17 protein-coding genes and 3 pseudogenes are annotated in these 24,642 nt (G+C 69.0%); 12 read left to right on the plus strand and 8 right to left on the minus strand.

What is annotated here, in order from left to right; translation table 11 throughout:
• Nucleotides 1-89 precede the first annotated feature (89 nt).
• The 5 genes and pseudogenes from OG776_RS37305 (at nt 90) to OG776_RS37325 (ending at nt 7,114) form a co-directional block, all read left to right on the plus strand.
• Nucleotides 90-1,823: an alpha/beta fold hydrolase gene (locus OG776_RS37305; RefSeq protein WP_329323808.1), complete on the plus strand. Its 1,734-nt coding sequence runs from the start codon at nt 90-92 to the stop codon at nt 1,821-1,823.
• A 385-nt stretch (nt 1,824-2,208) separates the two neighbouring features.
• The gene (locus OG776_RS37310) at nt 2,209-3,576 is read left to right on the plus strand and encodes an MFS transporter (RefSeq protein ID WP_261994577.1); all 1,368 of its coding nucleotides are present in this window, start codon (nt 2,209-2,211) and stop codon (nt 3,574-3,576) included.
• Nucleotides 3,577-3,930: 354 nt separating this feature from the next.
• A pseudogene (locus OG776_RS37315) lies at nt 3,931-4,275 on the plus strand (MFS transporter); the annotation flags it as partial.
• Nucleotides 4,276-4,912: 637 nt separating this feature from the next.
• Nucleotides 4,913-5,881 carry an SDR family NAD(P)-dependent oxidoreductase gene (locus OG776_RS37320; protein WP_148009643.1) on the plus strand — a complete coding sequence of 323 codons (969 nt, stop codon included), beginning with the start codon at nt 4,913-4,915 and terminating at the stop codon, nt 5,879-5,881.
• A 186-nt stretch (nt 5,882-6,067) separates the two neighbouring features.
• A complete protein-coding gene (locus OG776_RS37325) occupies nt 6,068-7,114 on the plus strand; it encodes an NAD(P)-dependent alcohol dehydrogenase (protein ID WP_148009642.1) in 1,047 nt (348 codons plus the stop codon).
• A gap of 252 nt (nt 7,115-7,366) precedes the next feature.
• Here the strand turns inward: OG776_RS37325 and OG776_RS37330 are convergent, their stop codons facing one another.
• The 5 genes and pseudogenes from OG776_RS37330 to OG776_RS42540 form a co-directional block, all read right to left on the minus strand.
• Nucleotides 7,367-7,888, minus strand: a complete 522-nt coding sequence (locus OG776_RS37330) for an epimerase (protein ID WP_148009641.1) — start codon at nt 7,886-7,888, stop codon at nt 7,367-7,369.
• Nucleotides 7,848-8,222, minus strand: coding sequence for a hypothetical protein (locus tag OG776_RS37335; RefSeq protein WP_261994576.1), 375 nt, complete (start codon nt 8,220-8,222; stop codon nt 7,848-7,850). Before OG776_RS37335 ends, OG776_RS37330 begins: the two co-directional genes overlap by 41 nt.
• Before the next feature lie 181 nt (nt 8,223-8,403).
• On the minus strand, nt 8,404-10,341 hold the full coding sequence (locus OG776_RS37340) for a lamin tail domain-containing protein (protein WP_261994575.1): 1,938 nt from the start codon (nt 10,339-10,341) through the stop codon (nt 8,404-8,406).
• Nucleotides 10,342-10,747: 406 nt separating this feature from the next.
• The gene (locus tag OG776_RS37345; RefSeq protein WP_261994574.1) at nt 10,748-11,773 is read right to left on the minus strand and encodes a hypothetical protein; all 1,026 of its coding nucleotides are present in this window, start codon (nt 11,771-11,773) and stop codon (nt 10,748-10,750) included.
• Between the two features lie 507 nt (nt 11,774-12,280).
• Nucleotides 12,281-12,538: pseudogene (locus OG776_RS42540) on the minus strand (hypothetical protein); the annotation flags it as partial.
• Between the two features lie 395 nt (nt 12,539-12,933).
• Between OG776_RS42540 and OG776_RS37350 the strand changes: the two are divergent.
• Entirely contained in the window at nt 12,934-15,234 is a 2,301-nt protein-coding gene (locus tag OG776_RS37350) for a M4 family metallopeptidase (protein ID WP_443077309.1), read from the plus strand.
• Nucleotides 15,235-16,289: 1,055 nt separating this feature from the next.
• Here the strand turns inward: OG776_RS37350 and OG776_RS37355 are convergent.
• Nucleotides 16,290-16,961 (minus strand): HSP18 transcriptional regulator, encoded by a 672-nt coding sequence (locus OG776_RS37355; protein ID WP_148009637.1) that lies wholly within the window; start codon nt 16,959-16,961, stop codon nt 16,290-16,292.
• Nucleotides 16,962-17,091: 130 nt separating this feature from the next.
• On the opposite strand from OG776_RS37355, the gene OG776_RS37360 reads away from it, so the two are divergent.
• The 4 genes from OG776_RS37360 (at nt 17,092) to OG776_RS37375 (ending at nt 19,978) form a co-directional block, all read left to right on the plus strand.
• A complete protein-coding gene (locus OG776_RS37360; RefSeq protein ID WP_187285647.1) occupies nt 17,092-17,526 on the plus strand; it encodes an Hsp20/alpha crystallin family protein in 435 nt (144 codons plus the stop codon).
• Between the two features lie 94 nt (nt 17,527-17,620).
• Nucleotides 17,621-18,016 (plus strand): DUF2267 domain-containing protein, encoded by a 396-nt coding sequence (locus tag OG776_RS37365; protein ID WP_148009636.1) that lies wholly within the window; start codon nt 17,621-17,623, stop codon nt 18,014-18,016.
• 45 nt (nt 18,017-18,061) lie between these two features.
• On the plus strand, nt 18,062-18,508 hold the full coding sequence (locus tag OG776_RS37370) for a DUF2267 domain-containing protein (RefSeq protein WP_148009635.1): 447 nt from the start codon (nt 18,062-18,064) through the stop codon (nt 18,506-18,508).
• A 294-nt stretch (nt 18,509-18,802) separates the two neighbouring features.
• Nucleotides 18,803-19,978 (plus strand): PP2C family protein-serine/threonine phosphatase, encoded by a 1,176-nt coding sequence (locus OG776_RS37375; protein ID WP_329319335.1) that lies wholly within the window; start codon nt 18,803-18,805, stop codon nt 19,976-19,978.
• Here OG776_RS37375 and OG776_RS37380 read toward each other — a convergent pair.
• Nucleotides 19,949-20,739: pseudogene (locus OG776_RS37380) on the minus strand (HTTM domain-containing protein); the annotation flags it as partial. The gene OG776_RS37375 and the pseudogene OG776_RS37380 sit on opposite strands and share 30 nt — an antisense overlap.
• A gap of 1,145 nt (nt 20,740-21,884) precedes the next feature.
• Here OG776_RS37380 and OG776_RS37385 point away from each other — a divergent pair.
• Together OG776_RS37385 and OG776_RS37390 are read left to right on the plus strand one after the other, a co-directional pair.
• On the plus strand, nt 21,885-22,223 hold the full coding sequence (locus OG776_RS37385) for a MerR family transcriptional regulator (RefSeq protein ID WP_148008352.1): 339 nt from the start codon (nt 21,885-21,887) through the stop codon (nt 22,221-22,223).
• 414 nt (nt 22,224-22,637) lie between these two features.
• Nucleotides 22,638-23,426, plus strand: coding sequence for an acetoacetate decarboxylase family protein (locus OG776_RS37390; protein WP_329323309.1), 789 nt, complete (start codon nt 22,638-22,640; stop codon nt 23,424-23,426).
• 226 nt (nt 23,427-23,652) lie between these two features.
• Here the strand turns inward: OG776_RS37390 and OG776_RS37395 are convergent, their stop codons facing one another.
• The gene (locus OG776_RS37395) at nt 23,653-24,483 is read right to left on the minus strand and encodes a DUF3152 domain-containing protein (protein ID WP_329323310.1); all 831 of its coding nucleotides are present in this window, start codon (nt 24,481-24,483) and stop codon (nt 23,653-23,655) included.
• Nucleotides 24,484-24,642: the final 159 nt, after the last annotated feature.

Genomic DNA, 24,642 nt, shown 5'->3' on the forward strand with positions numbered 1-24,642 from the left:
CACAGACCGGCAGGGCCGCCCCGCGCACACTCGTCGTCGACGGGGTGCGCCAGGTGTACCGGGTCGCCGGCGCCGGGCCCGTGTGTCTCGTGCACTCGGGCGGCCCCGGAGTGCACCCTGAGTACCTCCGTATGCCCGATCTCGAAAGCCGGATGACGATGGTCCACATCGACCCCGTCGGCTCCGGTGACAGCGACCTGCTGCCCGACGGCGACTACTCGATGTCCCGGTACGCGGGCTTCGCGGCGGCCGTCCTGGACGACCTCGGCGCTCCGACAGCGTACTTCCTGGGCCATTCGCACGGCGGCTTCGTCGGCCTCCAGTTCGCTCTGGATCACCCGGAGCGTCTCGACGGCCTGGTCCTCTACGACACCGCACCCCTGAACGGCCGCGAACTGAGGGAGACCGCCACCCGGGAGATGGCGGCCTTCGCGCGGCGCCGGGCGGACCGCCCGGAGGCGGCCGAGGCCCGTCGGGTCTGGGACGAGGTCAACGTGACCAGGACACGGAAGGTCACCGACCACGACGGCTATGCCGCCTACCTGCGCGCGATCCTGCCCGCCTACTTCGCCGACCACTGTGAGACGGCGGGCCGGACGGGTGGGAGCCCGCGACTGCGCGGTACCCACGACCCGAACCGGCTCCCGGCCGACTGGGACGTACGCGACAGACTCGGCGCGATCGGCACCCCGGCGCTCGTGATCGTCGGCGCCCACGACTTCATCTGCCCGCCGAAGTGGGCGCGGCAGATGCACGACGCGCTCCCGGACGCCCGCTTGTGCGAACTGAGCGGCAGCGGTCACTTCGGGCACATCGAGGAACCGGCCCTGTTCGCCACGGCCGTCCTCGACTTCGTGCACGGTCAGGAGGCGGTACGCGGGCGGGCAGCCCGCGATGCCGCCCCGGTCGACGCACACCACCGGGGGACCCGCCCGGCGGCATCGCCGGACCTCCCCACCCACCCACGACGCGAAGGACACGCCATGACGTCGGAGATCTCCCCCGAAATCCTCGAGAAGACCGAGGCCGAGGAGATGTACGAGTACGAGGCGGGGGTCGCCGAACCCGCCCGTTCCACCTGGGGACTGGCCGCGACAAGGCTGGGCGGCGGAGTCGTGCTGGCCATGCGCGACGACCCCAGCAACTACTGGAACAAGGCCCTCGGGTTCGGCTTCGACGAACCCGTGACCCTCGACCTCATGGAACAGGTCATCGCCTTCTACCGCGAGCGTGACGTCCCGCGCGCCACGATCCAGCTGGCCCCTTCGGTGATCCCCGAGGACTGGCCGTTCATCTGCGAGAAGCTCGGCATCGAGGGCAGCCATTCCATCCGCAAGCTCGCCGTCGACGTCGAGTCGGCTCTGGTCGCCGCCGCGCGTGCGGAGCTGGACGAAGGCCTCACGGTGGGACCGGTGGACCGGTCCGATGCCGCCGAATGGGCCGCGGTACTGCCGCCGGCCATGGGCATGCCCGCTCAGGGCACGCAGGAGATGGCGGCCGCCTCGGTCGGCCGACCCGGTTGGCACACCTTCGCGGTCCGTGAGGCCGGCACCGTCGTCGCGATGGCGACCCTGCGCGTCGCCGGTGAGGTGGGGAGCCTCTTCGCGGGCTGCACCATGCCCGCGGCCCGTGGACGCGGCGCCCAGTCCGCCCTGATCGCGGCCAGGGTGCGCGCGGCGAAGGACGCGGGCTGCCGGACGCTCGTCGTGGAGACGTTCGACGAGCCGCCGGGCACGCACAACTCGTCGTACCAGAACCTGCTCCGGGCCGGTTTCACCCTGCAGTACTCCCGTCGCAACTGGGACTGGACCAACCGCTCCTGATCCCTTCACGGGTCCGGCGACGTCGCCGGTGGACACGTGTGGCCGATCGGGCCGCGTGCAGGAGCGCGGTCCGGGTGCAGGCGTCCGTTCGGCGTTCTCGTCCCCGTCCGCCCTCCTGGGCAGGGCGGTCGGGGCGGGAGCGAGGCCCTGCCCGACAGGCCTCTCGCCGCGCTCCCGGTGCCCGTACCGCGATCCCGAGTCGGCGCTGGGCCACCCGTCTGCCGCGTGACGGGGATCACCCCGCAAAGAAGGGGGCCCACAGGCCGTGAAGTGCGGTCTTCCGGCCGGGAGGCCGACCGGCCTGCCAGGAGTAAGGGCCCGATTGACCCCTTACCCTTTCGTGGTGACCACCGTAGAAACCGAGCCGGTATCCGGCCGTGCAGGCATGCCCCTCGCCGCCCAGGACACCGGCACCGACACCGTTCTGGGCGGCCGCTACCGCGCGCTGACCCTCGCGATGGTCTCGGTCGTCCTGCTCATCGCCTTCGAAGCCACCGCCGTCGGCACGGCGATGCCCGTCGCCGCGCGTGAGCTGGACGGGCTGCCGCTGTACGCCTTCGCCTTCTCCGGGTACTTCACCACCTCGCTGTTCGCGATGGTCGTCAGCGGCCAGTGGTCAGACCGCACCGGCCCACTGGCGCCGCTGGTCACCGGCATCGGCGCCTTCGCCGCCGGACTGGTCGTCTCCGGCACCGCCCAGTCCATGTGGCCGTTCGTGCTGGGACGCGCCGTGCAGGGCATCGGCGGCGGGCTCGTCATCGTCGCCCTGTACGTCGTCGTCGGCCTCGCCTACCCCGAACGCCTGCGGCCCGCCGTGATGGCCGCCTTCGCCGCGTCCTGGGTGCTGCCCTCCATAATCGGCCCGCTCGTGGCCGGCACGGTCACCGAGCAGTTCGGCTGGCGCTGGGTCTTCCTCGCCATCCCCGTGCTCGTCGTGCTCCCCCTGCTCGTCGGCCTGCCCGCGCTGCGCCGCGCGTCCCTGCAGCGGCCTCCGGACGACCGCGCGGCCCCCGACCGCCGTCGGCTGGGCCTGGCTCTCGCCGTCTCCGCCGGCGCCGGACTGCTCCAGTACGCCGGACAGGACCTGCGTCCGCTGTCGCTGCTCTTCGCGGCGGCGGGCGCCGCGCTCGTCGTCCCGGCCGCGCTGAGACTGCTGCCCCCCGGCACCTTCCGCGCGGCCCGTGGACTGCCGTCCGTGGTGCTGCTGCGCGGTGTGGCCTCCGGCACGTTCCTGGGCGCGGAGAGCTTCGTCCCGCTGATGCTCGTCACGCAGCGGCACATGTCCCCGACGCTCGCCGGGCTCTCCCTGGCAGGCGGCGGCGTCACCTGGGGCATCGGCTCCTGGATCCAGGGTCGCCCCCGCTTCGAGGCCCACCGCGAGCGCATGGTCGTCCTCGGCACCTTCCTCATGGCCGCCGCGATCGCCGGTGCCGCCCTGCCGCTCCTGGACTCCGCCCCCGCCTGGAGCGCGGCCGCCGCGTGGGCGGTGGGCGGCCTGGGCGCGGGCCTGGTCATCTCCTCCCTGAGTGTCATCCTCTTCAAGCTCTCGCCGCCCTCCGAGGCCGGTGCCAACTCCGCCGCGCTCCAGGTCTCCGACGCCCTGTCCAGCGTCGTCCTCGTCGCCGCCGCGGGCACCGCCTTCGCCGCCCTCGGCGGCGCGAAGGGCGCCTTCACGGCCGTCCTCCTCCCGCTGGCGGCGCTCTCCCTCGCGGGCGCCGGCGTCGCGGCACGGCTCCGTCCGAAAACCGGGTGAGACCGGCTCACCGGGGGCCCGCTCCCGCCGTCCGCCTGATCACCCACCGGCACGTACCACGGCTCTGTCCGGGGCAGTTGCTCCTCACTCCCCGTCGAGCGACACCTCGGGCTGGAGACGCCGGTCGAATCCCACTTCGCGGCGCGGGCCGGTGAGGCGGACGGGGAGGGTCTCGACGTCCTGCACAGCCTGCCGGACCCCGGGAACCGACCCCGGAGCGGTAACCCTCCAACCGGGCCCACCAGGCCAACCGGCCCGGCCGCCCCGGTCCGGGACGTGTCCGGCAGGGCCGGCCGCGGGGGACGGGACCGAAAGGCCGTAGCGGCGCCCGGAACGCCCGCTCTGCGCGAGCGCGTCGCGACGGCCGCCTCACTGCTGTGCGCCTTCACCGACGACCTGGTCACCATGATCGCGGGCAGGGCCCTCCAGGGCTTCGCCACCAGCGCCGTTCCCTCGGTATCGGCATCATGCGCGACAGGCTGCCGCGCGAGAAGCTCGGAACGGCCACGGTACTCATGAGCTCCTCCACCGGCTTGGGCAGCGCACTCGGACTGCCCGCCGCGGCCCTGGTCGCCCAGCACGCCGACTGGCACCTCTTGTTCTTCGGCTCGGCTCCTGTTCTTCGGCTCGGCCGGAATCGGCCTGCTCTCGATGGCGCTCACCTTCTTCCTCGTACCCGAGTCACCGCATGGTGCTCCGACCACCGCCTCCGGCGGCCGCCGCGATGTTCTCGCCGGTGCCCGGCGGTCATGACGTCGCCGCGACGGCTCCGGCCCATGCGCTCGACCCACTTCAGGCAGGCCCGAGCGTGCGCCACGTGGATGCTTCGGAGATGTCCGGGACGTTGTGCGTGTCCATGCCGGCCTTCAGACGGATCCCCTGCCGGGGGTGACCGACGCAGCCCCGGGCCCCGACTGATCGGCAGCCGACCTCCGAGCGCGGAAATTCTCCAATTGTGTGCGTCAGGAAGTTGCTCCGAAAGCATTTTCTTCTGTCGGCGGATAAACGGGTAAGACCCGTTTCCTCATGTGTATTAGGTATGGCCTCCTACTGGGGCCAAAACAAACTCACGCCACGTGTGGCGCACCGTTCGCCACGTGGATCCGGCGATGACCGGACTCGATAGCCGGCCGGAATTACGGTCGCGTAACGGATCCGATCGGTGGGATTAGAACTCTTCGGTCGCTGGCTTAAGCCCTCGTCCCTCCGGCGAATTGGCATCCCTCTGCCAGAGCCGCCGAGAGGCAATCCGAACCCGAATCTGCCGAGATTCACCTCCCTGATTACCCGACTGACTAGGACGTGAGGTCATGACATTCACCCAGTACCCCAGTACATCCGCACCCCCTTCGGGGAAGAGTCGACGGCCGCCGAGGTCGTCGCAGGTATTGACCTTTCCGGCAAGCGCGCCGTCGTCACCGGCGCCGCGTCGGGTCTCGGCACCGAGACCGCGCGCGCTCTCGCGGGTGCCGGCGCGTCGGTGACCCTCGCGGTCCGCGACACGGACGCCGGGGAGCGGGCGGCGGCCGGCATACGTGAGGCCACCGGCAACGACGCCGTCCATGTCGGCCGCGTCGACCTCACCGACAAGGAGTCGATCGCCGCCTTCACGAGCGCCTGGACGGGGCCCCTGCACATCCTCGTCAACAACGCCGGCGTGATGCAGCTGCCTACCCTCGATCGCACGCCGGATGGCTGGGAGCTGCAGTTCGCGGCCAACCATCTCGGCCACTTCGCGCTGGCGCTCGGCCTTCACGACGGGCTTGCGGCAGCCGGCGACGCGCGCATCGTGTCGCTGAGCTCCCGAGGCCACCATGCCTCACCCGTCGAGTTCGACGACATCAACTTCACCTCCCGCCCCTACGACCCGCGACTCGGTTACGGACAGTCCAAGACGGCCAACGTCCTCTTCGCGGTCGGGGCGACGAACCGCTGGGCAGCCGAGGGGATCACCGCCAACGCCGTCCACCCCGGCGTCATCCTGGGGACGAACCTGACTCGCCACATGGAGCCGGAACAACTTGCACAACTGCGCGAAGCCGCGGCGGCCGGGGAATTCGGCACCTTCCAGGGCGCGCCGTTCCGGTTCAAGTCGGTCGCTCAGGGCGCCGCCACGAGCGTCCTGGTCGCGACCTCACCCCAGCTGGACGGAATCGGCGGCCGCTATTTCGAGGACAACAACGAGGGGGAGAAGCTGTCGGCCGAGGCCGTGGGGAAGTCTCCCGGCGGCGTGGCCCCGTATGCGGTCGACCCGGAGGCCGCCGAGCGGCTGTGGGAACTGTCACTCGCCGCAACGGACCTGTAAGCGGAAGCTTCGCAAGAGCGGCACTGAAAACGTATCGAGCGCACGTACGGCTCCGGGCCCGGCCGAGGTGCCACGTGCTGCCGCTTCTCCATTGCTCTGTTCCACCCGGCCGCCGGATCGGCGTAGCCGTGACCAGATCTCGCGCCATTCGGCTGTCGGCAACCTCTAAAATCCAGGGAATCTCAGATGACTACCACCACAACGGCCTATGCCGCGCTCGCTCCCAAGTCTCGGCTGGAGCGCACCACCATCGAACGTCGTGCAGTGGGCGAGTTCGACATACAGATCGCTGTCAAGTACGTCGGCATCTGCCACTCCGACATCCACCAGGTCGACGAGGGCTGGGGCAAGTCCATCTTCCCGATGGTGCCGGGCCACGAGATCGCCGGCATCGTCTCCGAGGTCGGCCCCGGCGTCACCAAGTTCCGGGCGGGCGACCGAGTGGGCGTCGGCTGCATGGTCGACTCCTGCCGCACCTGCGAGAACTGCAAGGCCGGCAACGAGCAGTACTGCACGGGTGGCGGGATGGTCGGCACGTACAACGCGATCGGGAAGGACGGCCGACCCACCTACGGCGGCTACTCCCGGGCCATTGTCGTCGACGAGAACTACGTGGTCCGCATCCCCGACGCACTCTCCCTCGACATCGCCGCACCGCTGCTGTGCGCCGGTATCACCACCTACTCACCACTGCGGCACTTCGGAGCCGGCCCCGGCGTGAAGGTGGCAGTCCTGGGCATGGGCGGCCTCGGCCACCTGGCCGTGAAAATCGCCCATTCCCTCGGCGCCGAAGTGACCGTCCTCTCGCAGTCCCTGCGCAAGCAGGACGACGGCCTGAAGCTGGGAGCGGACCACTACCGCGCCACCAGCGACCCGCGGACCTTCGAGGATCTGAAGGGCACCTTCGACCTTGTCCTCTCCACTGTCTCGGCGCCACTCGACTTCGGCGCCTACCTGTCCCTGCTGAAGACCGACGGCGCCCTGGTGAACGTGGGCATCCCCGAGGAGCCGATCTCCCTCAACCTCTTCTCCGTGATCATCGGCCGAAAGTCCCTCGCCGGTTCAGCGATCGGCGGCATCGCGGAGACTCAGGAGATGCTGGACTTCTGTGCCCAGCACGGCTTCGGTGCCGAGATCGAGCTGATCCGTGCCGAGCAGATCAACGAGGCGTACGAGCGCCTGCTGCAAGGCGACGTGCGTTACCGCTTCGTCGTCGACGCGGACACGATCTGACATAGAGGTCCTTGTGGCAGTGCTGCCGACGGCAGCACTGCCACAAGGAGGGTGAACGCCGCGAGGCCCCGGCATGGAGGAGTCGCAGGGCAGGCATGTCGCCGTCGTTGTGTCCGGCCGGGCCTCTGACCGACGGTGTGTCCGTCGTGGCCGACCGGAGGCTCGCCGGACCGACCCGGGCCCAGGGTGCACAAGCCGCTCATCGCCGCTGTCGAGGCAACATGGAGTCCACCATCGCGAGCAGCCGCGAAGTCACATCCCGGCAAGCCGGTTGATGTCGCGGCTGCTCGCGATGGTGGACTCCATGTTCTCGGGCCGGCCGAGGACGATCGCCGCGCGTTCGATGGCCGTGGTGGAGGTGGCCCGGTCGGGGAGGGCCCGGCGCAGTACCGGAAAGAGCGGGCTCGTCGCCGCGTAGAAGGCCCGCGCCGGCGCGGAGGAGGCGCGGGCGTCGTCGAGGAGTCGGATGTAGCCGGGCCGCAGCACATGGGCGCGCATCGGAAGGGCGAGAAATGCGTTGTGAGCTGCGCCCCTGACCCGTGCCCACATCACGAAGCCCCGCTCGGTGCTGTCGGCCTTGCGTCCGGAGACGCAGATGAAGGCGGGCTGGGTGCCCGCATCCGGCAGGGTGTGCGCCGCCGCGAGCGCGCAGTCGCGGGTGATGCGGGTGCGGTGAGTCTCGGTGACGCCTGCGGATGAGGTACCGATCGCGTAGTGGCAGGCGTCCCCCGCATCACCGACGCCCAAGTCGAGGCCGTCCGCTGTGCCGGTCACGGCGCCCCAGGGCGGGGGCGATCTCACCCATGGCGGGAATGGCGCACACCACGTCGTCGGGGATCTCCTGGGTGGAGACCCGTTCGCCGCCCTCGCCCAGCTCCTCCTTCAGGGCGCGGGCCATGTCCAGCATCCAGGCGAACTCACCTGTGACGAGGAAGTGTTCACCCGCGGCCTTGGGGGAGGTCATGGCGCGGAAGTGGATGTCGGCGAGGTCGCGGACGTCGACGATCTCCAGGTCGATGCGGGGGACGCCGGGCATGGTGCCGGTGAGCATCTGCTGGATGATGCCGGCCGAGCCGATGGTGCTGGTGGCCAGGATCGGCCCGAACACGGCGCCCGGCAGGATCCTGCGCCCCGTAGCAGGACGAGAGCGCGGAACGGGGCGGCCTCCGGGTGGAGGCCGCCCCGTTCTGTGGCCGCGGGGGTGGCCTTGGTGCGCTCACTGCGCGGCGTGGACCCTGCCCGGTCTGCGTTCCGGGAGCCGTGTCAGCGGGGGTGCGGACCGATCTGGGTCAGCAGGGGAAGGTGCCGCTGTAGACGGCGTGTCCGTAGGAGGAGCTTCCGGAGCCGAAGCCGTAGATGCCGTCGTCGCTCCAGACGGCTTCACGGAAGCCGTTGACGCAGGTGGAGGCCGGGGCGAGGGCGAAGCCCTCCAGGTTGTCAGTCGGCATGACGGCGGGGTTGGTGTAAGTGACGTCGGGAACGATCGCGCCACTGGCGTTGATCTTCATGAGGGTGTGCGTCTCACCGCAGGTGTTGTCGCAGCTGGCGACGATGCGCTGGGTTGCGGCGTCGAAGGACACGTCCATCACGGAGCGCTGACCGGTGGTGATCGTGCCGAACGTGGTGAACGAGCCGTCGGAGTTGAGGCCGTAGACGTGCAGCGTGCCGTCCCACTCCAGGCCGGCGAAGAACAGGCCCGAGCCGTGCGATGGGTAGTTCGCCGGGTTGTAGGCGGCGTGGGTGAGCGGGTCGATCCAGCTGTTCGCCGTCAGCCAGCTGTCCGGGACGTAACCGACGCCCTCGAAGCCCAGGTTGGCGTCGTCCTTGTTCCCGGTGTCGAGCTGGGGGAACTGCGAGGTCATGTCCCACTGGCGGACCGGGATGAGGGTCGAACCGGACGCGGCCGGGTCGAACTCCATGATCGTGTCCTTGGGGACCGTGTTCTTGGCGTTGTCGCGCTCGGAGGTGACGTAGATGTGGCCGTTCGCGCCGACGGTGAGGCCCTCGGAGTCCGGCTCGCCGGAGCCGCCCAGGAAGCGGATCTGCTTGCCGGTCGCGCTCCACGACGGGTCCGGTATCCACTTGCCGTTGCTCTTGACCAGCTTGTACAGCCAGTTCTTGTTCTTCGCCGCCCACAGCACGGACGGGTTGGCCGGGTCGAACGCCAGCCCGCTCAGGTCACGGCCCTCGGGGCCGGTGGACGTGGTGAACGCGCAGACGTTGTCGGCGATCGTGACGTCCAGACCGCCCGGCCACGTCAGAGTGCCCGACGGTTTCGAACCCGAACCGGAGGGAGCCTCGGGGGCGCAGTTCTTGGTGAGAGAGCCGCCGCCGCCCAGCAGGTGGCCCCCGCCGCCACCCGGGTTACCGGGGTCGCCGGGGTTCCCACCGGAGCCGGAGCAGGAGTTGACGCTGCCGAGGGTGGCAGTCGTGGCGGTCTGGAACCATCCGGTGGCATCGGCGCACCGTTCGGTGGACGGCTTGGCGCCGTCGGTCGCCCAAGCCACCGAGTCGATCGTGTTGCCGTTGTTGTCCAGCAGGAACAGCGAGTCGTTGTCACCCAGGCCCAGGCTGGAGTTGAACGTGGCGTAGCCGCCCGCGGGGATGCTGGTCGCGCTCGGCGAGGACGACGAGACGCTCGCCGCGGAGTGGCCGGTGTCGCCGTCGACATACTTCCACGACCCGATACTGACTGCGCCGGCGCCGCCGTTGTGCAGCTCGACGGTATCCGAGCCGTTCGAGGTGACCTCATTGATCCGCACCTGACTGGCCGCCGGCACCGACGACGGGCACCCCGCAGCGTTCGCAGACCCGAACGACGCCGCCGTCGTGGTCACCCACGCCCCGGTCCCGTCGCCGCCGCACCGTGCCATCGCGGGCTTCGCCTTGTCGGTGGCCCACTCGACACGGTCGACCACCGTGCCGTCGGACGTGTAGAGGACCAGCTTGTCCGAGTCACCGAGTCCCTTGGGCGAGTTGAAGGTGACGAAACCCCCGGCAGGGATCGTGGTCGAGGACGGGCTGAAGGACTGCGCGGAGAAGCTGTCGTCGGACATCTTCCAGCCGCTGATGCTCACCGTGGCTGATCCGGCGTTGAACAGCTCCACCGTGTCGTTGTTCGACGAGGTGACCTCGTTGATCCGAACGTTCTGATAGCCGGCGGGGTCCGCGGCGGCCGCCGGCTGCGCGGCGAGCACCCCCGTGAAAACAAGTCCCGAGAACGTCAAAGACGCAGCGCATACGGACGCGAGGCCGACACGCGAATGAGAAGTAGACACAAGGTCGAACTCTCCTGTCGCAACGTTGAATCAGGGTGTACAGCGGCTGAATCCCAGCCGCTGGCCGTCCAAATGCCGTGCACAGAGGCCCTCTTGAGAGGCAGCGGCACCCTTGGGAATCTGAAGCTGTCACCACCCGGTCGGGCGCGGCAACCCGCCGTATGCAGTGCCTGCGTTCGTCCACCGACCCTCGTGGAAGCGAACGCGGGCTCACCTGCGCGGGATATCCACGCGGTGGAGGCCACGTTCTAGCAGGTCGACGAAATCCGTCGGTTGGCCGCGACCCGTAGCCTCGCGGCCACCCCGTGTCACGGCATGCCCGCACCGTGAACCCCGGCTGCACATTGCGGACGGCCTACGTCATCAACTCGACGTGCGGATGCTCGGGCTTCGCCGGGCAGACGAACAGATGCTGCCGGTAGCCGCTGCCTATCTGGACCCCGGTCGCGTTGTAGCCGCGGTGGCCGGGGTACGGTCCAGCACCTGGGTGGGGGTACGGAGACCAGCTGTTCCCGGTGTCGTCCCCTTCCTCGAACGTGGCGACGGTCATCAGGACCTCCAGGCCGGTGCCGCACTCGGAGCAGGGCTGCGGGCTGGGGTCGGTGGAGTTCCAAGCGGGCCAGCCGCCGACCTTCCAGCCGGGTGCGTTGGACAGCACACAGTCGTAGTACGTGTCCGGGTCCATGTCTTCGTCTGCTGCCTGCGGCACACTCCACTGCTTGAGCTGCTCCTGCAGTTCTTCGCTCAGCTCCAGATGGTCGGGGTACTCGGTGATCCGCTCCGGTTCGAGCACGCACGGTTCCGGTAGATAGCCGTCGAACTGCACTGCGGGCGGCTCGGGGGGCGTGTCGAGGATGTCGGTGACGGCGGCTGCCGAACGCCAGAAGAGCAGGGTCCTGGGCATGATCGGGTGATCGAAGGGGCACCACAGAACCTGCAGCAGGTCCTTGCCCTCCGGTGGGCTCAGATCGGGCACATCCCGTGCGTACAGTTGCGCGACGGGCAGCATTGCCATGGGGCCGTCGTACGACTGGACCGCCGGCCTCACCGGATACGTCTGAGGAGGCCGGATCCGCTCGAGAGTCTCCCGTTCCTCCGAGGTCAGGTCCCGGCCGTGCGAGGCGGCGAAGATCCGTCGTTCCAGCCGCAGATCCGCCGGGGACCGGGCCGGGTTGACGCCGTCCGCCACATGCGGTTCCTCGCAGTACGGCCACGGCTCCTGGGCGGGCCACAGCAGCGGCCCGCCGACCGAGCTGTCGTGCCACGTCGGCGCCCCAGGACGGGGGTGCAGGCGGGTCGCCGTGCGGGCCAGCGGGGCCAGTTGGGGAAAGACCGCGACAACGTCGATCGGGCGTGGCGGAGTGACAGGAGTGACATCCATGGCCGCAATCTTGCCAATCGCCTCTGACAACGGCCCTCGTGGCCGCCCCACGAAGAGCTCCGGCACGGGCGACACCCGCGAGATCCCTACCGCCGGTCGCCGGTAGATGGCCCGCGAGCAGGTCCCGATCACCGCATGGACGTCCGTCCATGCGCGTGGTTGGTGCCACCTGCGGCTGCGACACTGCTGCCCACGGCGAGGGAGGGCGTCGTGCCCTGTGAGCTGTAGGAGATGCTCGTTCCGCCGAGGCTGACGTCGTCGTAGGCGGACGACGCGCGTCGGACGGGAACTTCGGGGTTGCCGGAGTCCCACGGTTCGATGCGCGCCTTGGTCTGCCCGGTGAAGTCGCTGAGGGAGCCGCTGTTGGCCAGTTGACGGGGGCGAAGGAGTGCGGGGTGTGGCGCTTGCAGGAGTTGGGATAGGGGCGTAGAGGGGTGCCATCTCGGGGAGTGCGTCGAGGGACTGTTGGAGGACGTCGGGGAGGTCTGCGCCGACGTCTGTCTGGTAGGAGGGCTGGTTGTCGTGCCAGAGGGAGTTGGGGAAGTGGAGGCCGGAGCCGATGCCGGTCCGCGGGGCGGCCATGAACGTCGGTGTCATCCGGTGCCCGGCGGCGATGGCGCGGACGGCGTGCTTGTGGATCTTGTAGGTGTCGCACTGCCACGCCCCGGCGGCGTACGCGCAGTGGAGACCCTCGGACAGAGAGGCCGCTGGGGGTGTTTTCGGGGTGGCCCGACATCCTGACGACTCCTGCCACGGCACGAGCACCTTGCCCCTGACCAGCAATTACGGGCAGACCTTGAGAGGGCTCGTGCATGGCTCGAGGGAAGCGGCAGTTCGAGCCGTCGCCTGACGGACAGGACGTCGGACAAGACGTCAGACAGGACTGACATCACATCTGAAACTGATCGAAAATGATCGAAGCCCGCTAGGTAAAGATCTGTTCATGATCCATACGAATCTTTTGTAGAGGCAGTTCCTGCTGTCACGATCACTCCCGCTGCAACCGCAGTCGGAGGCACCGTGGCCTCCGGCCTCCTTGTATCGACGGCCGTCGACGTCGACAGACGGCCGAACGGAAGGACCCGGGATTGAATTCCTCCAGCAACAGGGCTGCGTCCCCACAGGGTTCGCACCGACGCAGACGGCGTCTGGCCGCGACCGTGGTGATCACGACCGCAGCACTCGCGTTCTCGGCCCTGCCCGCCTCGGCAGGCACCGAGTCCACTCCCAACGCATCCGGGAACACTCGGAAAGTGGGAGCGCTCCCGCAGATCAGAGCGACAACCAGGCCTGAGGCCAGGAATGTTCACCTGTCGCCCGGACAGCGTCGGCAACTGCTCGACGCGGCGGCCGACGCGGCACCGGACACCGCCCGTTCACTGAATCTCGGCCCCCACGAGAAACTGATCCCGAAGGACGTGATCCGGGACGCCGACGGGACGGTTCACACCCGCTACGAGCGAACCTACGCCGGTCTGCCCGTGATCGGCGGTGACCTGGTGGTCCATCAGAGGCAAGGGACCCACACCGTCACCTACGCAACCAAGACGAGCCTGACCCTGCCGACGACCACGGCCAAGGTGCCCGCCGCCACGGCGAAGAAGTCGGCTCTGAGCAAGGCGACTTCGAAGGGCACCCGCAGAGCGGGTTCGCATACGGCCCCCAGACAGGTCGTCTGGATGATGGACGGCCGGCCGAAGCTGGCCTGGGAGACCGTCGTCACCGGCGTGCAGCAGGACGGATCCCCGAGCGAACGTCACGTCGTGACCGACGCCGTGAACGGAACCACCCTTGAGAACTCCGAACACGTCGAGTCCGCACAGGGCAACAGCCTCTACAGCGGGCAGGTCACGATCGGTTCCACTCGCCAGGATGACGGCACCTACGCCCTGATCGACCCGGAGCACGGTGGCCATCGGACACTCGACTCGAGCGTCAACTCCAACGGGGTTCTGTTCACTGCTGACAACGATGTCTGGGGCGACGGGACGGTGGCGAATCCCCAGACCGCGGCGGTGGACGCGGCATACGGCGCGCAAACGACGTGGGACTTCTACAACGACCGCTTCGGCCGCAAGGGCATAGCCGACGACGGCCGCGGCAGCTCCTCCCGAGTCCACTACGAATCGCAGCAAGGGGTCCCCCTCGCCAACGCCAACTGGCAGGACGGCTGCTTCTGCATGAGCTACGGTGACGGCGCGGACGGCCAGCATCCGGTGACGTCCCTGGACATCGCCGCGCACGAGATGACGCATGGAGTCACCTCCTCCACAGCCGGTCTGGGCGACTTCGGTGAATCTCCGGGCCTCAACGAGGCGATCAGCGACATGATGGCCGCCGCCGTCGAGTTCTACGCCGGCAACCCGAACGACGTGCCCGACTACACGATGGCCGAGCTCGACAACCTGCACGGCGACGGCAAGCCCATCCGCTACATGGACCGTCCCTCCAAGGCCGGCATCAGCTCCGTCGGCTACGCGCCGCTGGACTACTGGACGCCGCAGGCGAAGTCGCAAGAACCACACATGGTGGCGGGGGTGGGCGACCATTTCTTCTACCTGCTTGCCGAGGGCAGTGGGCAGAAGACCATCAACGGTGTGGACTACGACAGCCCCACATACGACAAGCTGCCGGTGGCGGGGATAGGACGGACCGCCGCAGCCGACGTGATGTACCGCGCTCTCACCGTCTACATGACCAGCACCAGCGACTACGCGGGCGCCCGGACCGCGACGCTCCAGGCCGCCGCCGACCTCTACGGCTCGCAAAGCGACGCCTACGAGGCCGTTGCCAACGCCTGGGCGGCGGTCAACGTCGGAAACCGTTTCGTCAACCACATCGCCGTGGAGCCGCCGCCGACCGAGCCGGTGGCTGTCGGCCAGCCGGTCAGCCGCCAGTTCAGCGCCTCCAGCACCCGGCCGGGGCCGCTGACCTACTCCGCCAAGAAGCTCCCCCTCGGCCTGTCGATCAACCACACCACCGGCCTGATCACCGGCACGCCCAAGAAGGCCGGCGACTACAAGACGGTCATCGTCGTCAGGAACGCGGTCGGGGACACCCGGAAGCTCTCGTTCACCTGGACCTCTCTTGAATCCGGCGGGCGCTTCTTCGTCAACCCCAGCACCTATCTGATCCCCTTCGAGAGCAAGGCAGAGTCCCCGCTGATCGTCCAGGGGAAGCCAGGCCATGCCCCGAGTGACCTCAAGGTCGCGGTCGACCTCGACCACCCGTTCAGCAACTTCATGATCATCGACCTGATCGGCCCGGACGGCACCGTCATTCCCGTCAAGCCCTGGGGACCGGGCTGGGAGCCCGTGCCCGAGCTGCACGAGACCTACACGGTCGACGCCTCGGCGGTCACGAAGGTCGGCACCTGGAAGCTGCGTGTCACCGACGGCACCCCGGGCATCTACAGCTCCTGGGACCCGGGCCATCTCCGGCGCTGGAGCCTGACCTTCTGAGGCTCCGACCCCATAGGTCGTAGCCGAAGCCGGGCAGGCAGATGGCGAAACGGCCACCGCTTGGTCGCCGAGGGCTGTGCCCCGGGAGATCATGCGGTGGCCGTGGGTCCTGACCCGGCACCGCGCATGTCGGTTTGGGGTGGCGGGGAGGCCCGTTGAGCGAGCTGATCAGCAACCGCATTGCCGGCGGCACGGCGATGGCCTCCACCCACGCGGTCCAGGCCGTCGCCCACATGCGCACCCTCGCCATGGCCGCGTGACCGGAAAAGCCGTAGTCGCGCCCTGACCTGCAGATCACGGCAATCCGCAACGGGCTTCAGCTTGTTCTTCACCTACCGACGGTAGCTGCTTGGACTGGCTTGATCCGGCCGAAGGGTCGAGCACCTGTCCCTACTCGCACACCCTGACCCGCATCCGCGTCCAGCGGATCGACGACCTCCAGGAAGTCCGCAACGCCTGCGCCCACCCCTTGCGGCGGCCGCTGACCCAGAAAGACCTCGACCGCGTCCTCGTCACCGCCCGCACCCTCCTGGCTCGCCTGGGAACCGAACACGGTGATCCCCCGACCAGGCCCAGTGGGCGTGGTGACGGGGACGGCAGGGCACGCTCCCGCGCGCAGCGCCGGCCGGGGGAACACCGGCTGCGCAGTGCTCTCAGTCGGTCGTGGTGCCCGGCCTGTCTTCCGGTCGGCAGTAGCTGCGGGTCTGGATGTACTCGGTGTCGCGGAGCGCGACGCGGAATCGGCCGCGGTGCGGAGCTGAGAGGCCGGACCTCTCCCTGACTTCGGGCCCTCGGCTCGCCGCAGCGCACCTGCGGCTGGGCGTTCATCGGTGGGGCGCGGAGGTGCCCATGGCTGAACGTTGTCCGCGTTGCGGCGGAGGATGCCTTCGGCGGGCTGCAGTGCGGCGTCGGCGCTTGGTGCGGGCGCGGGTGAAAAGATTTCCGTGCGTCGTGCCTCTGAGTGGCCCCTGTCGGCTGGACGAAGCCCCCTCTCCTCTCGCCGGCTTGAGCCCATGTGCCGTTGTCGGCAGGCATCGGATCGTTTCGCCCGCTGGCTAGGTGTTGCGCTGGTCGTGTGTGTCCTGGCGGAGTTCTTGGGTGCGTCGGGTGAGGGCGTCGATGCGTTCTGCGAGGTTGCCGGTCTCGGGCTTCAGGTGGGCTCGGGTTGCGGTGAGGGGGCCTACGAGGCGGGCGGGGTCGTTGTGGGCGAGGGCCTGGTTCAGTGCGCCGAGTGCGTGGTCGGCGCTGGCGGGCAGGTCGGTGAGGGCGGTGATCTGTCCGGCGAGGCGGCGCAGGTCTGCGGCGTTGTCGCGGGCCCAGGCGGTGACGGTGCGTTCGGCGGCGCGGGTGTCGCGGGTGGCCTGGACCCGTTCTTCTCCGGTGGAGCCGGGTGTGCCGGGGCGTAGCCGCAGGTAGCGGCGTTCGGCGGCCTGTCGGCTGGCGACCCCGAGGGGGCCGGCGAGATCGGCCCAGCTGGCGCCCTGTCCGCGGGCGGTTTCGATCAGTCCGCTTTCCCAGCCCGCGAGTTGCTCGCGGATCTCCCGCAGCATCAGGAGCGCCGAAAGGGCCGGCTCCGGGCCGGTGTCGGCGGTGGATGACTCTGCGGCGTCCGGCGTCCGGGCGGATGACCGCTGCGCGTTCGTCACGGATTGGTTGATGGCTTCCAGTGCCGCTGCGGCGGCATGGAAGGAGACGGATGCGGCCGGGGTGGCAGCAGCTTCACTCATGAGGGCTCTCCGTCGATCTGTCGTCCTCCAGATGACTCCCTGCTTGTCATCGTTTCGATGACATGTTACAACGGATGCACGTTGAAGCGCATTGGCAGTTTCTGCCTGAACCAACTGGAGGTGTTTCGCGATGTTGATGCGCACCGACCCGTTCCGCGAGATGGACCGCATCGTCCAGCAGCTGTCGGGTACGTCCGGGACCTGGTCGAAGCCGTCGGTGATGCCGATGGACGCCTACCGCGACGGCGACGAATACGTGATCGCTTTCGACCTGCCCGGTGTGAGCCCCGAGGCGATCGACATCGACGTCGAGCGGAACATGCTGACCGTGAAGGCAGAGCGCCGCCCGGTCGCCAAGGCCGACGCCGTGAAGGTGGAGCTGTCCGAGAGGCCGCTGGGCGTGTTCTCCCGCCAGATCGTCCTCGCGGACACCCTCGACACCGAGCGCATTCAGGCCGACTACGACGCGGGTGTCCTGACCCTGCGCATCCCGATCGCGGAGCGGGCCAAGCCCCGCAAGGTCAGCATCACCGCCGGATCCGGCACCAAGCAGATCACCGGCTGAACCCTTCTCAGCCTCGCGGAGGGCGGGAGAGCCGAGTTTCCCCTTCCGGCACCTGCCCTCCGCACCCCTTCGCCCCGTCACCGGAGGTGACGTGATGCCGATACGCAGGGATTCGTTCCTGGCCAACGTCCAGGAACGCGGCGAGTACGCGACCACGGAGGAAGCCGACCGGGTCGCCCGCGTCATCCTGGCGCTGCTTGGCGCACACCTGGTGGGAACCGTGCGCGCCGAGCTCGCTGCCCGCCTCCCGGAAACCTACGCCCTGATCCTCCTCAACCCCCTCCAGGCCGCAGAACCCCTCTCGCCCGAACGATTCGTCCGCGCGACCGCCGCCTGGATCGAAGGCGCCACCGAGAAGACGGCCCTGTGGGACATCGGCGCCGTCCTGTCCACAGCAGCCTCCACCGCGGGCGATGACCTCACCCGCGAAGTCCTCCTCCAGCTGCCCCCCGGCTACGACCTCCTCTTCGGCCCCACCGACGCCACCTGACCTCTCGCCCGTCCGCACCCTTACCGCAGAAAGGCACGCGCAGCCATGTACGACCAGCCTCGAGCGAACCCCTCTCAGGCGTCCATGACGTTCGAGGAGATGCTGGAACGCGTACGCTACGAAGGCGCCTATCCCACCCGCGAACGCGCCGCAGAAACCATCCACCACGTCCTCGCCGCACTCGGACGCCAACTGACCGGCGACGAACGCGTCGACCTGGCACAGTGCCTGCCGGTGGAGGCCGCCCTCGCTCTCGCCGCCTCCGTGCCGGACATCGAGCCGCTCACGGGCTGGGGCTTCGTCAAGGATCTGGCCGCCCGCACCGGCGCCACCCCGGCGACAGCCCGCTGGGACACCGGCGCCGTCCTCGTCACCGTCGCCCGCCTCACCGGAGCCGACCTGCTCGCCCGCATCCTGCACCAGCTTCCCGACGGCTACGCCCTCCTCTTCGGCCAGGCAGAACTGCGCCGCCCCGAGCCTGCCGCCGCCTGAAACGCCGCAGACGCGTGGACAGGAAGTGGGGCCCACGCCACGACAGATGGTCGGCGCGTCGTCGGGTTCCTGACGGGACCATTCGTGAGGGCCGTGTCTGTGTGCGGATGCGGGGAACAAACCCGCCTCTCTGGCCGCATAGCGCTTCTATCATCACTTATGGTTGCTTTTCGCGTACCGGCGCGCGGTGCGGCGATTCTCGGGATGCCAGGCGGGACGGGTGGGACTGTGGTCGTGAGTGGTGGGCCGAGTGGGCTTCCCCGGTTGCTGACGGCCGCGGAGACGGCGGCGCCGGTGGACGCGGTTGATGTGATCGCGGAGGACCTACGGCGGCGTTTCGAGGCCACGAAGGTCTGTTTCCTCATCGTGGACCTGACGGGGAGGGCGGTGGCGCGGCTGTCGACCGCCCCTGCGGAGGAGGGGCGGGGGGTGGAGCGGATTCCTTTGTTCGGCAGTGTCTACGAGGAGGTGATCCGTACGCAGCGGTTGTACCGGGAGGCGGCCGGACAGAGTCAGCGGGTGATCGTGCCGGTCACCAACCGGGGGGACGCGATCGGGCTGCTGGAACTGCTCGTGCCGGACGATCCCGGCGAGGACGTCCTCGACGAGGTCCGGGAGGCGGCCCATGTCCTGGCCTACATCGTGATCGCCAACGGGCGTTTCACCGACTTCTACACCTGGGGCAAACGCTCCAGACCACCCACCCTGGCAGCGGAGATCCAGTATCAGCTGCTTCCTTCGTCGCTGTCGTGCGAGGCCGCGCAGTTCACGCTGTGCGGCAGCCTGGAGCCCTCCGAAGACCTCAGCGGCGACACTTTCGACTACACCCTGGACCGGGACACACTGCACGTGTCGGTGACCGATCCGATGGGTCACAACCTCAATGCCGCACTCGCTGCCACGGTCCTGGTCAGCGCCCTGCGCGGCGCCCGTCGTGCAGGAGCAGGCCTGGCCGAACAAGCCCACCGCGCCGACCAGGCACTCGTCCAACACGACCACGGACACGCCACTGGGCAACTGCTGCGCATCGATCTCCACACCGGCCGGGCCCATCTCGTCAACGCCGGACACCCCTGGCCACTGCGCATGCGCGAGGGAGCTGTGGAGGTGATCACCTGCGAAGTGGATCACCCCTTCGGACTGTCCGAGTTCGCCACCCTTCCCTACCGTGTTCAGGAGATCGACCTGCGCCCTGGCGACCGTCTGCTCATGTTCACCGACGGCATGGTCGAACGGCATGGGGAGAGGGTCGACGTTCCCGCCCTGCTGGAGCGCACTCGGGGGCTGCATCCACGGGAGACGGCGTTGATGCTGACATCCGCGGTCCGGGAGGCTGCAGAGGGTCGGCTCGACGACGATGCCACCGTCATGTGCCTGGACTGGCACGGCCCTCAGGTGACCCAACGGCGCGTCAGCTCCGGCGCGGACACCCAGCAGGCCTCAGCAGGCCGCGCGAAGGAACAGCCGTGAGCAGAGTGGCTTCCTTGGGCGCAACCCGCCGGGCCGCCGCTGGCTACCCCTGGTCTCGTGCCTCTTCGCCACGCGTTGCCACAGGTACGGCAGGGAGGTGTAGAAGCGGTCGGGGAGGAACGCGGCGTCCGCGATGATCATCGCGCCGGAGAAGAGGGGCAGTCCCATGAGCACCGCGATGCCGAGGTGCATGCCCAGCAGCATGGCGAGAACGGGGTACTTCAGCCTGCCGAACAGCACGAACGGGAAGGCCACTTGCAGGAGCACCGTCATGTAGCCGGCGACCGCGATCAGGATCGTGTGCTGGTCCACGAGGTGGGACGGCGCGGGCCAGGGCTGGAAGAGCCGGAGGTTCAGGACGAAGTGGAGAGCCGTGCCGGGGTGCCGGTACGAGCTGCTTTCCGCCGGGCCCTGCGTGTGTCCAGGGACCAGCGCCGGCCACACGCGGTGAAGGCGAGGTAGATGGCCATCAGCAGGAGGAGGTTGTCGCCCCCGTCCGTCATGAAGATCGCCCGGGCGTGGAAGGAGATCACCACGACGGCGAAGAGCACGGACAGGACGCGGGTCCGCCACCCCAGCGCGAACAGCGCGGACGTGGCGAGGGCGAGCGCGTAGCAGAGCTCGAAGTAGGCACGGCTGTCGGACAGGGTCAGGATGCCGTTCCACCCTGTCTGGTCGAAAAGCTCTCGCGCCAGCGCGGGCGTCCACGGGGAGCCGGGGCCCCAGATCTCGTCACGGTGCGGGAACTCGCGCAGCAGAAAGGACGACCGCCGGCCCGCCATCCGCTCGCACGCTCGCGGCCGCAGTTTGTCCGGGCTGCCGACCTCGGCTCTTGCCGCGACGGTTTCAGTGCCCGAGCCCCCTTCGGCAGCTCGACAGCTCGACAGCTCGACAGCTCGACAGCTCGACGGGCGTCGGCACAGTCGCGGCAGTGGCCAGAGGGCACGGGCGTGGCGATGGCGAGCGCCTGCGTCGGGGTCAGGACGACCGTCGTCGCGGCAACGTCGGGATCGGACGGTGGCATCCGGCGCGCGGGCGCCCGGCAGCCCGTCCTGTCGCGTCCACGGGGTACGACGGCTGGTGAGGGTGGCGACCCGAACTCGGCGCGGCTGGAACTGCTCCCTGGGTTGCGCCTCGGCGGCGCCGGGGGAACAGCCGAGGCGTTCGGGCTCGATTACCTTCTCGTGGGCCATACGGAAATCTATGTTGGCCAGAGTAGACATTGGGTTGTGGCTTGGCTATGGTTTCTCTCGTAGCCAAGAGGACAGCAGGACCCGGCAGACATGAACTGCCGGGTGCAGGACGGTGCGGTGGTGGAGTTTCGGAGCCAGGTTTGTTGCACGACGGCGACGGGACTGACGACCGGACCGGGTGGCCGCAGTGATCAGGGGCCGCCGTGAGCAGGACCGCATTAGCACCACCCGTAAGTGCAGTTCGTGGTACCCAGCAGTGAAGTCGGTAGGCAGTACCTCGGTGAAGGCGTCGGCTGCGGGCGCGCGCACCGAGAGGTTCGGCAGTGGGGTTCTGAGCCGGAGCAGATGCAGGACGGGCGACGGGGCTGGCTGCCGAAGAGTGGCGCTGTAACAGGCCACCGTGCGGTTCGCATCACCAGCAGTACGCAGTCCCGTTCGGTAAGTGATCGATCCCAGAGGGAAAGAACGGAGGGGCCGAGCGCCATCAGGATCGCCCGGGCGTGAGTGTAGATCCCGGGTACCGCAGGACATCGATAGTGAGGTGGTCTCCGGTCGAGCAACCGCGATCCCCGCGCCCCCGACAGCAGTCCCGTCGGGCTCGCGGAAACAGAAGGCCGGTGCAGTATCAGGGCCGGCAGATGGTGTAGCAGTTCCTTCGGGGCCCTGGCGCAACGAGCGCCGGGGCCCCTCGACGCGTTCCACAGAGAGGTGCGATGACAGCAGACGATTCGTTCGGCCGGCTCGATGACGACGACTACCCCGCCTACACGATGGGCCGGGCCGCCGAGCTGCTCGGCACCACCCAGGGCTTCCTCCGCGCCATCGGCGAAGCCCGCCTCATCACCCCACTGCGGTCCGCCGGCGGCCACCGCCGCTACTCCCGCTACCAGCTGCGCATCGCCGCCCGCGCCCGCGAACTCGTCGATCAGGGCACACCCATCGAGGCCGCCTGCCGCATCGTCATCCTCCAAGACCAGCTCGAAGAAGCACAGCGCATCAACGCCGAACACCGCCGCGCCGCCGCATCAGCGAACCCGACGGCCGCAACCTGACTCGCTCTGGACCAGCAACTCCGCCCTCCGGTCCAGTACTCAGCTCGGCCACGACTACAGGCCCGCAGTGCTCCATGTGGACGGTACGGGGGGCACGTCTCGTGAGGCACACGGTCACCGGGCAGCCCGCGCCACGAGCGGACGTGAACAAGTGGGACCCGTCCGGTGCGCGTCCCGCCCGCCGGGAGGTATTGCGCGGCGGATCATTGACGGCAATCTCGTTTCCGGAGGTCGGTGCCGAGTGATTCTGTGCCGACAGGACATGACGTCTCGCGTAGAGGATCTTTGAGACAGGCCACGGTCCATCGCTCGCCGAACTGGAGGGTGGGCGAGCGGTCTGAGGAGAGCGGTCCGTGTTGTGCCGCCTCGGTCGACGTCCGCACTGTTGTCGTCCCTCGTGAAGGAGCGCGTGTCATGAAGGGCTACACCGTCCCCCTCTCGCCCCGCGGTATCGCGAACCTGGCGCCCGCCCCGCCTTGGCACTACGCCGGTACCGTGGTCGCCGTGGAGTTCTTCACCAGCCCGGACGCGGCCGCGGCGACTCTGCCCGAGGGCCTGACCCCCGACCCGGTCTCCGGCGGGCGCGGCGTCGCGATGTTCATCGACTGGCAGTATTCCTCCACCCATCTGGAGTACCTCGACCCCGCGCGCTCCCAGTACCGTGAGTTCTTCGTCACCCTGGATGCCCACCATGAGAGCACCCCCGTGTCTTGGTGCCCCTACATCTATGTCGACAACGACTCCGCCATGGCCCGCGGCTGGGTCCAGGGTTTCCCCAAGAAGCTCGGTGCGGTCCACCAGACCCGCGCCTACTCCGTGGGCGGCCCCGGGACCCCCGTCCTCGGCCCCGGCGGGCAGTTCGCGGCCACTGCCTCGTCGGCCGGTCAGCGCATCGCCGAAGCCGCGGTCACCCTCCGGCAGCCCGTCCCCGACCCCACCGCTCTCATGGCGCGTCCGCTGGTCAACCTACGGCACTTCCCCGACTTGAGAGCCGGCCGGCACGACAAGCCCGCCGTCCACGAACTAGTCATGGCCGTGCTGGACGACCCCGCTGTGAGCGATGCTTGGGTCGGTACCGCCGATCTTGCCTTCCTCGCCGCTCACGGCGAGGAACTCGCTGATCTCCCCGTCCAGCAGGTCGGCAAGGGCTTCCACTTCGACCTCGCCTATACCGTCACCGACCTCGCGACCCTCACCACTTGACCCTCCCGCCTGCTCTCCTGCATGCGCGTCGAGGGGGCAACGTGGGCTTCATCGAGCTACCCCGGGCAGCCTCTGCGGTGGCGGAGAGCCGGAGCACCCTTGCCGGTCACGGGATGGGCGTGCCGAGGTCCCGCCGGGAGACTCGAGTCGAAAGTTGTGCCCGGCGGACACACCGATCGTGCGCGTTCGACGCCATCGCTGCGCCAGCCCTGCGGCGGCCTCGAAGTCAGGGCGAAGCAGGCGGACCGGTGACAAGGGTTCCCTCGCCGTCGTAGGGCCAGGGGTTGGCGACACACCCATGCAGGCCCTTGATCTGCTGCATCATCACGGGAGCCCGCATGCCCGGCCCCGGACATCCCTGGTGATCACGCCCGAGGAAGTGACCGACCTCGTGGTTGATGATCAACGCGTGATAATCGGCAGGCCGCCCCTTGTACTGCGGGCTGAGCAGGATCCAGCGCTTTATGTTCACCACGACGGTCCGCGCGACGTTGCAGTTCAGCTCACCGTGGGTGTCCAGACCGTAGGCGGCGCACTCGGCATCCGCGGTGTCGGGGGTCGCCGCCCGTATCCGGAAGTCGTACGGCGGCTGTGCCACGCGCTGGAACGCGACTCCACTTGTTGTCCAGCCCCGCTGGTCGGCGAGTATGCGTTCGACCTCGGTGGCCACGGAGGCCGCGGTGAGTCCACTGCCCGCCTCCGCCTGTACGACGTACCTCAGTGGTCTGCCGTGCCCGACGACCTCTGATGAGCCGGAGGCGGCCGTGAACGTGCCGGCCCCGTGCCGCGGTATCCACGGGGGCCTGGGTGACGCCGCTCCGCGGCGGGGGAGTGGTGGCACCGATCGGCTCGGCTCAGGTGAACGTGTCGAGGTGGTCGTGTTCGGCGTGAGCCGAACACCGTGTGTCGGGGTGCCATCCGGCTCTGATGTGTTCCCCGCGGTGACAGCGAACACCCCGGCGAGGCTCAGTCCCATGATCGCGAGGCAGGGGACGGCGGGCATTCCGTGCCGCCTCCCTGCCCGGCGACGTCGGCTGCGTCGGTACTTCATGCTCATGCTGCGAACTACACAGCGGCCCCCGTGAGGCGGTGGTGAGCTTCAGGGCTCACATTCTCCTCACGGCGGGCGAGGCATAGTGTCCGTCAGGAAGCTGTCGGAACCGCAGCCGGACGCCCATGCCCTCTACTGGGCCTGGCGACGGCCGAGCGGCGGACT

The organism is Streptomyces sp. NBC_01689, assembly GCF_036250675.1.
Taxonomy (GTDB): Bacteria; Actinomycetota; Actinomycetes; order Streptomycetales; family Streptomycetaceae; genus Streptomyces.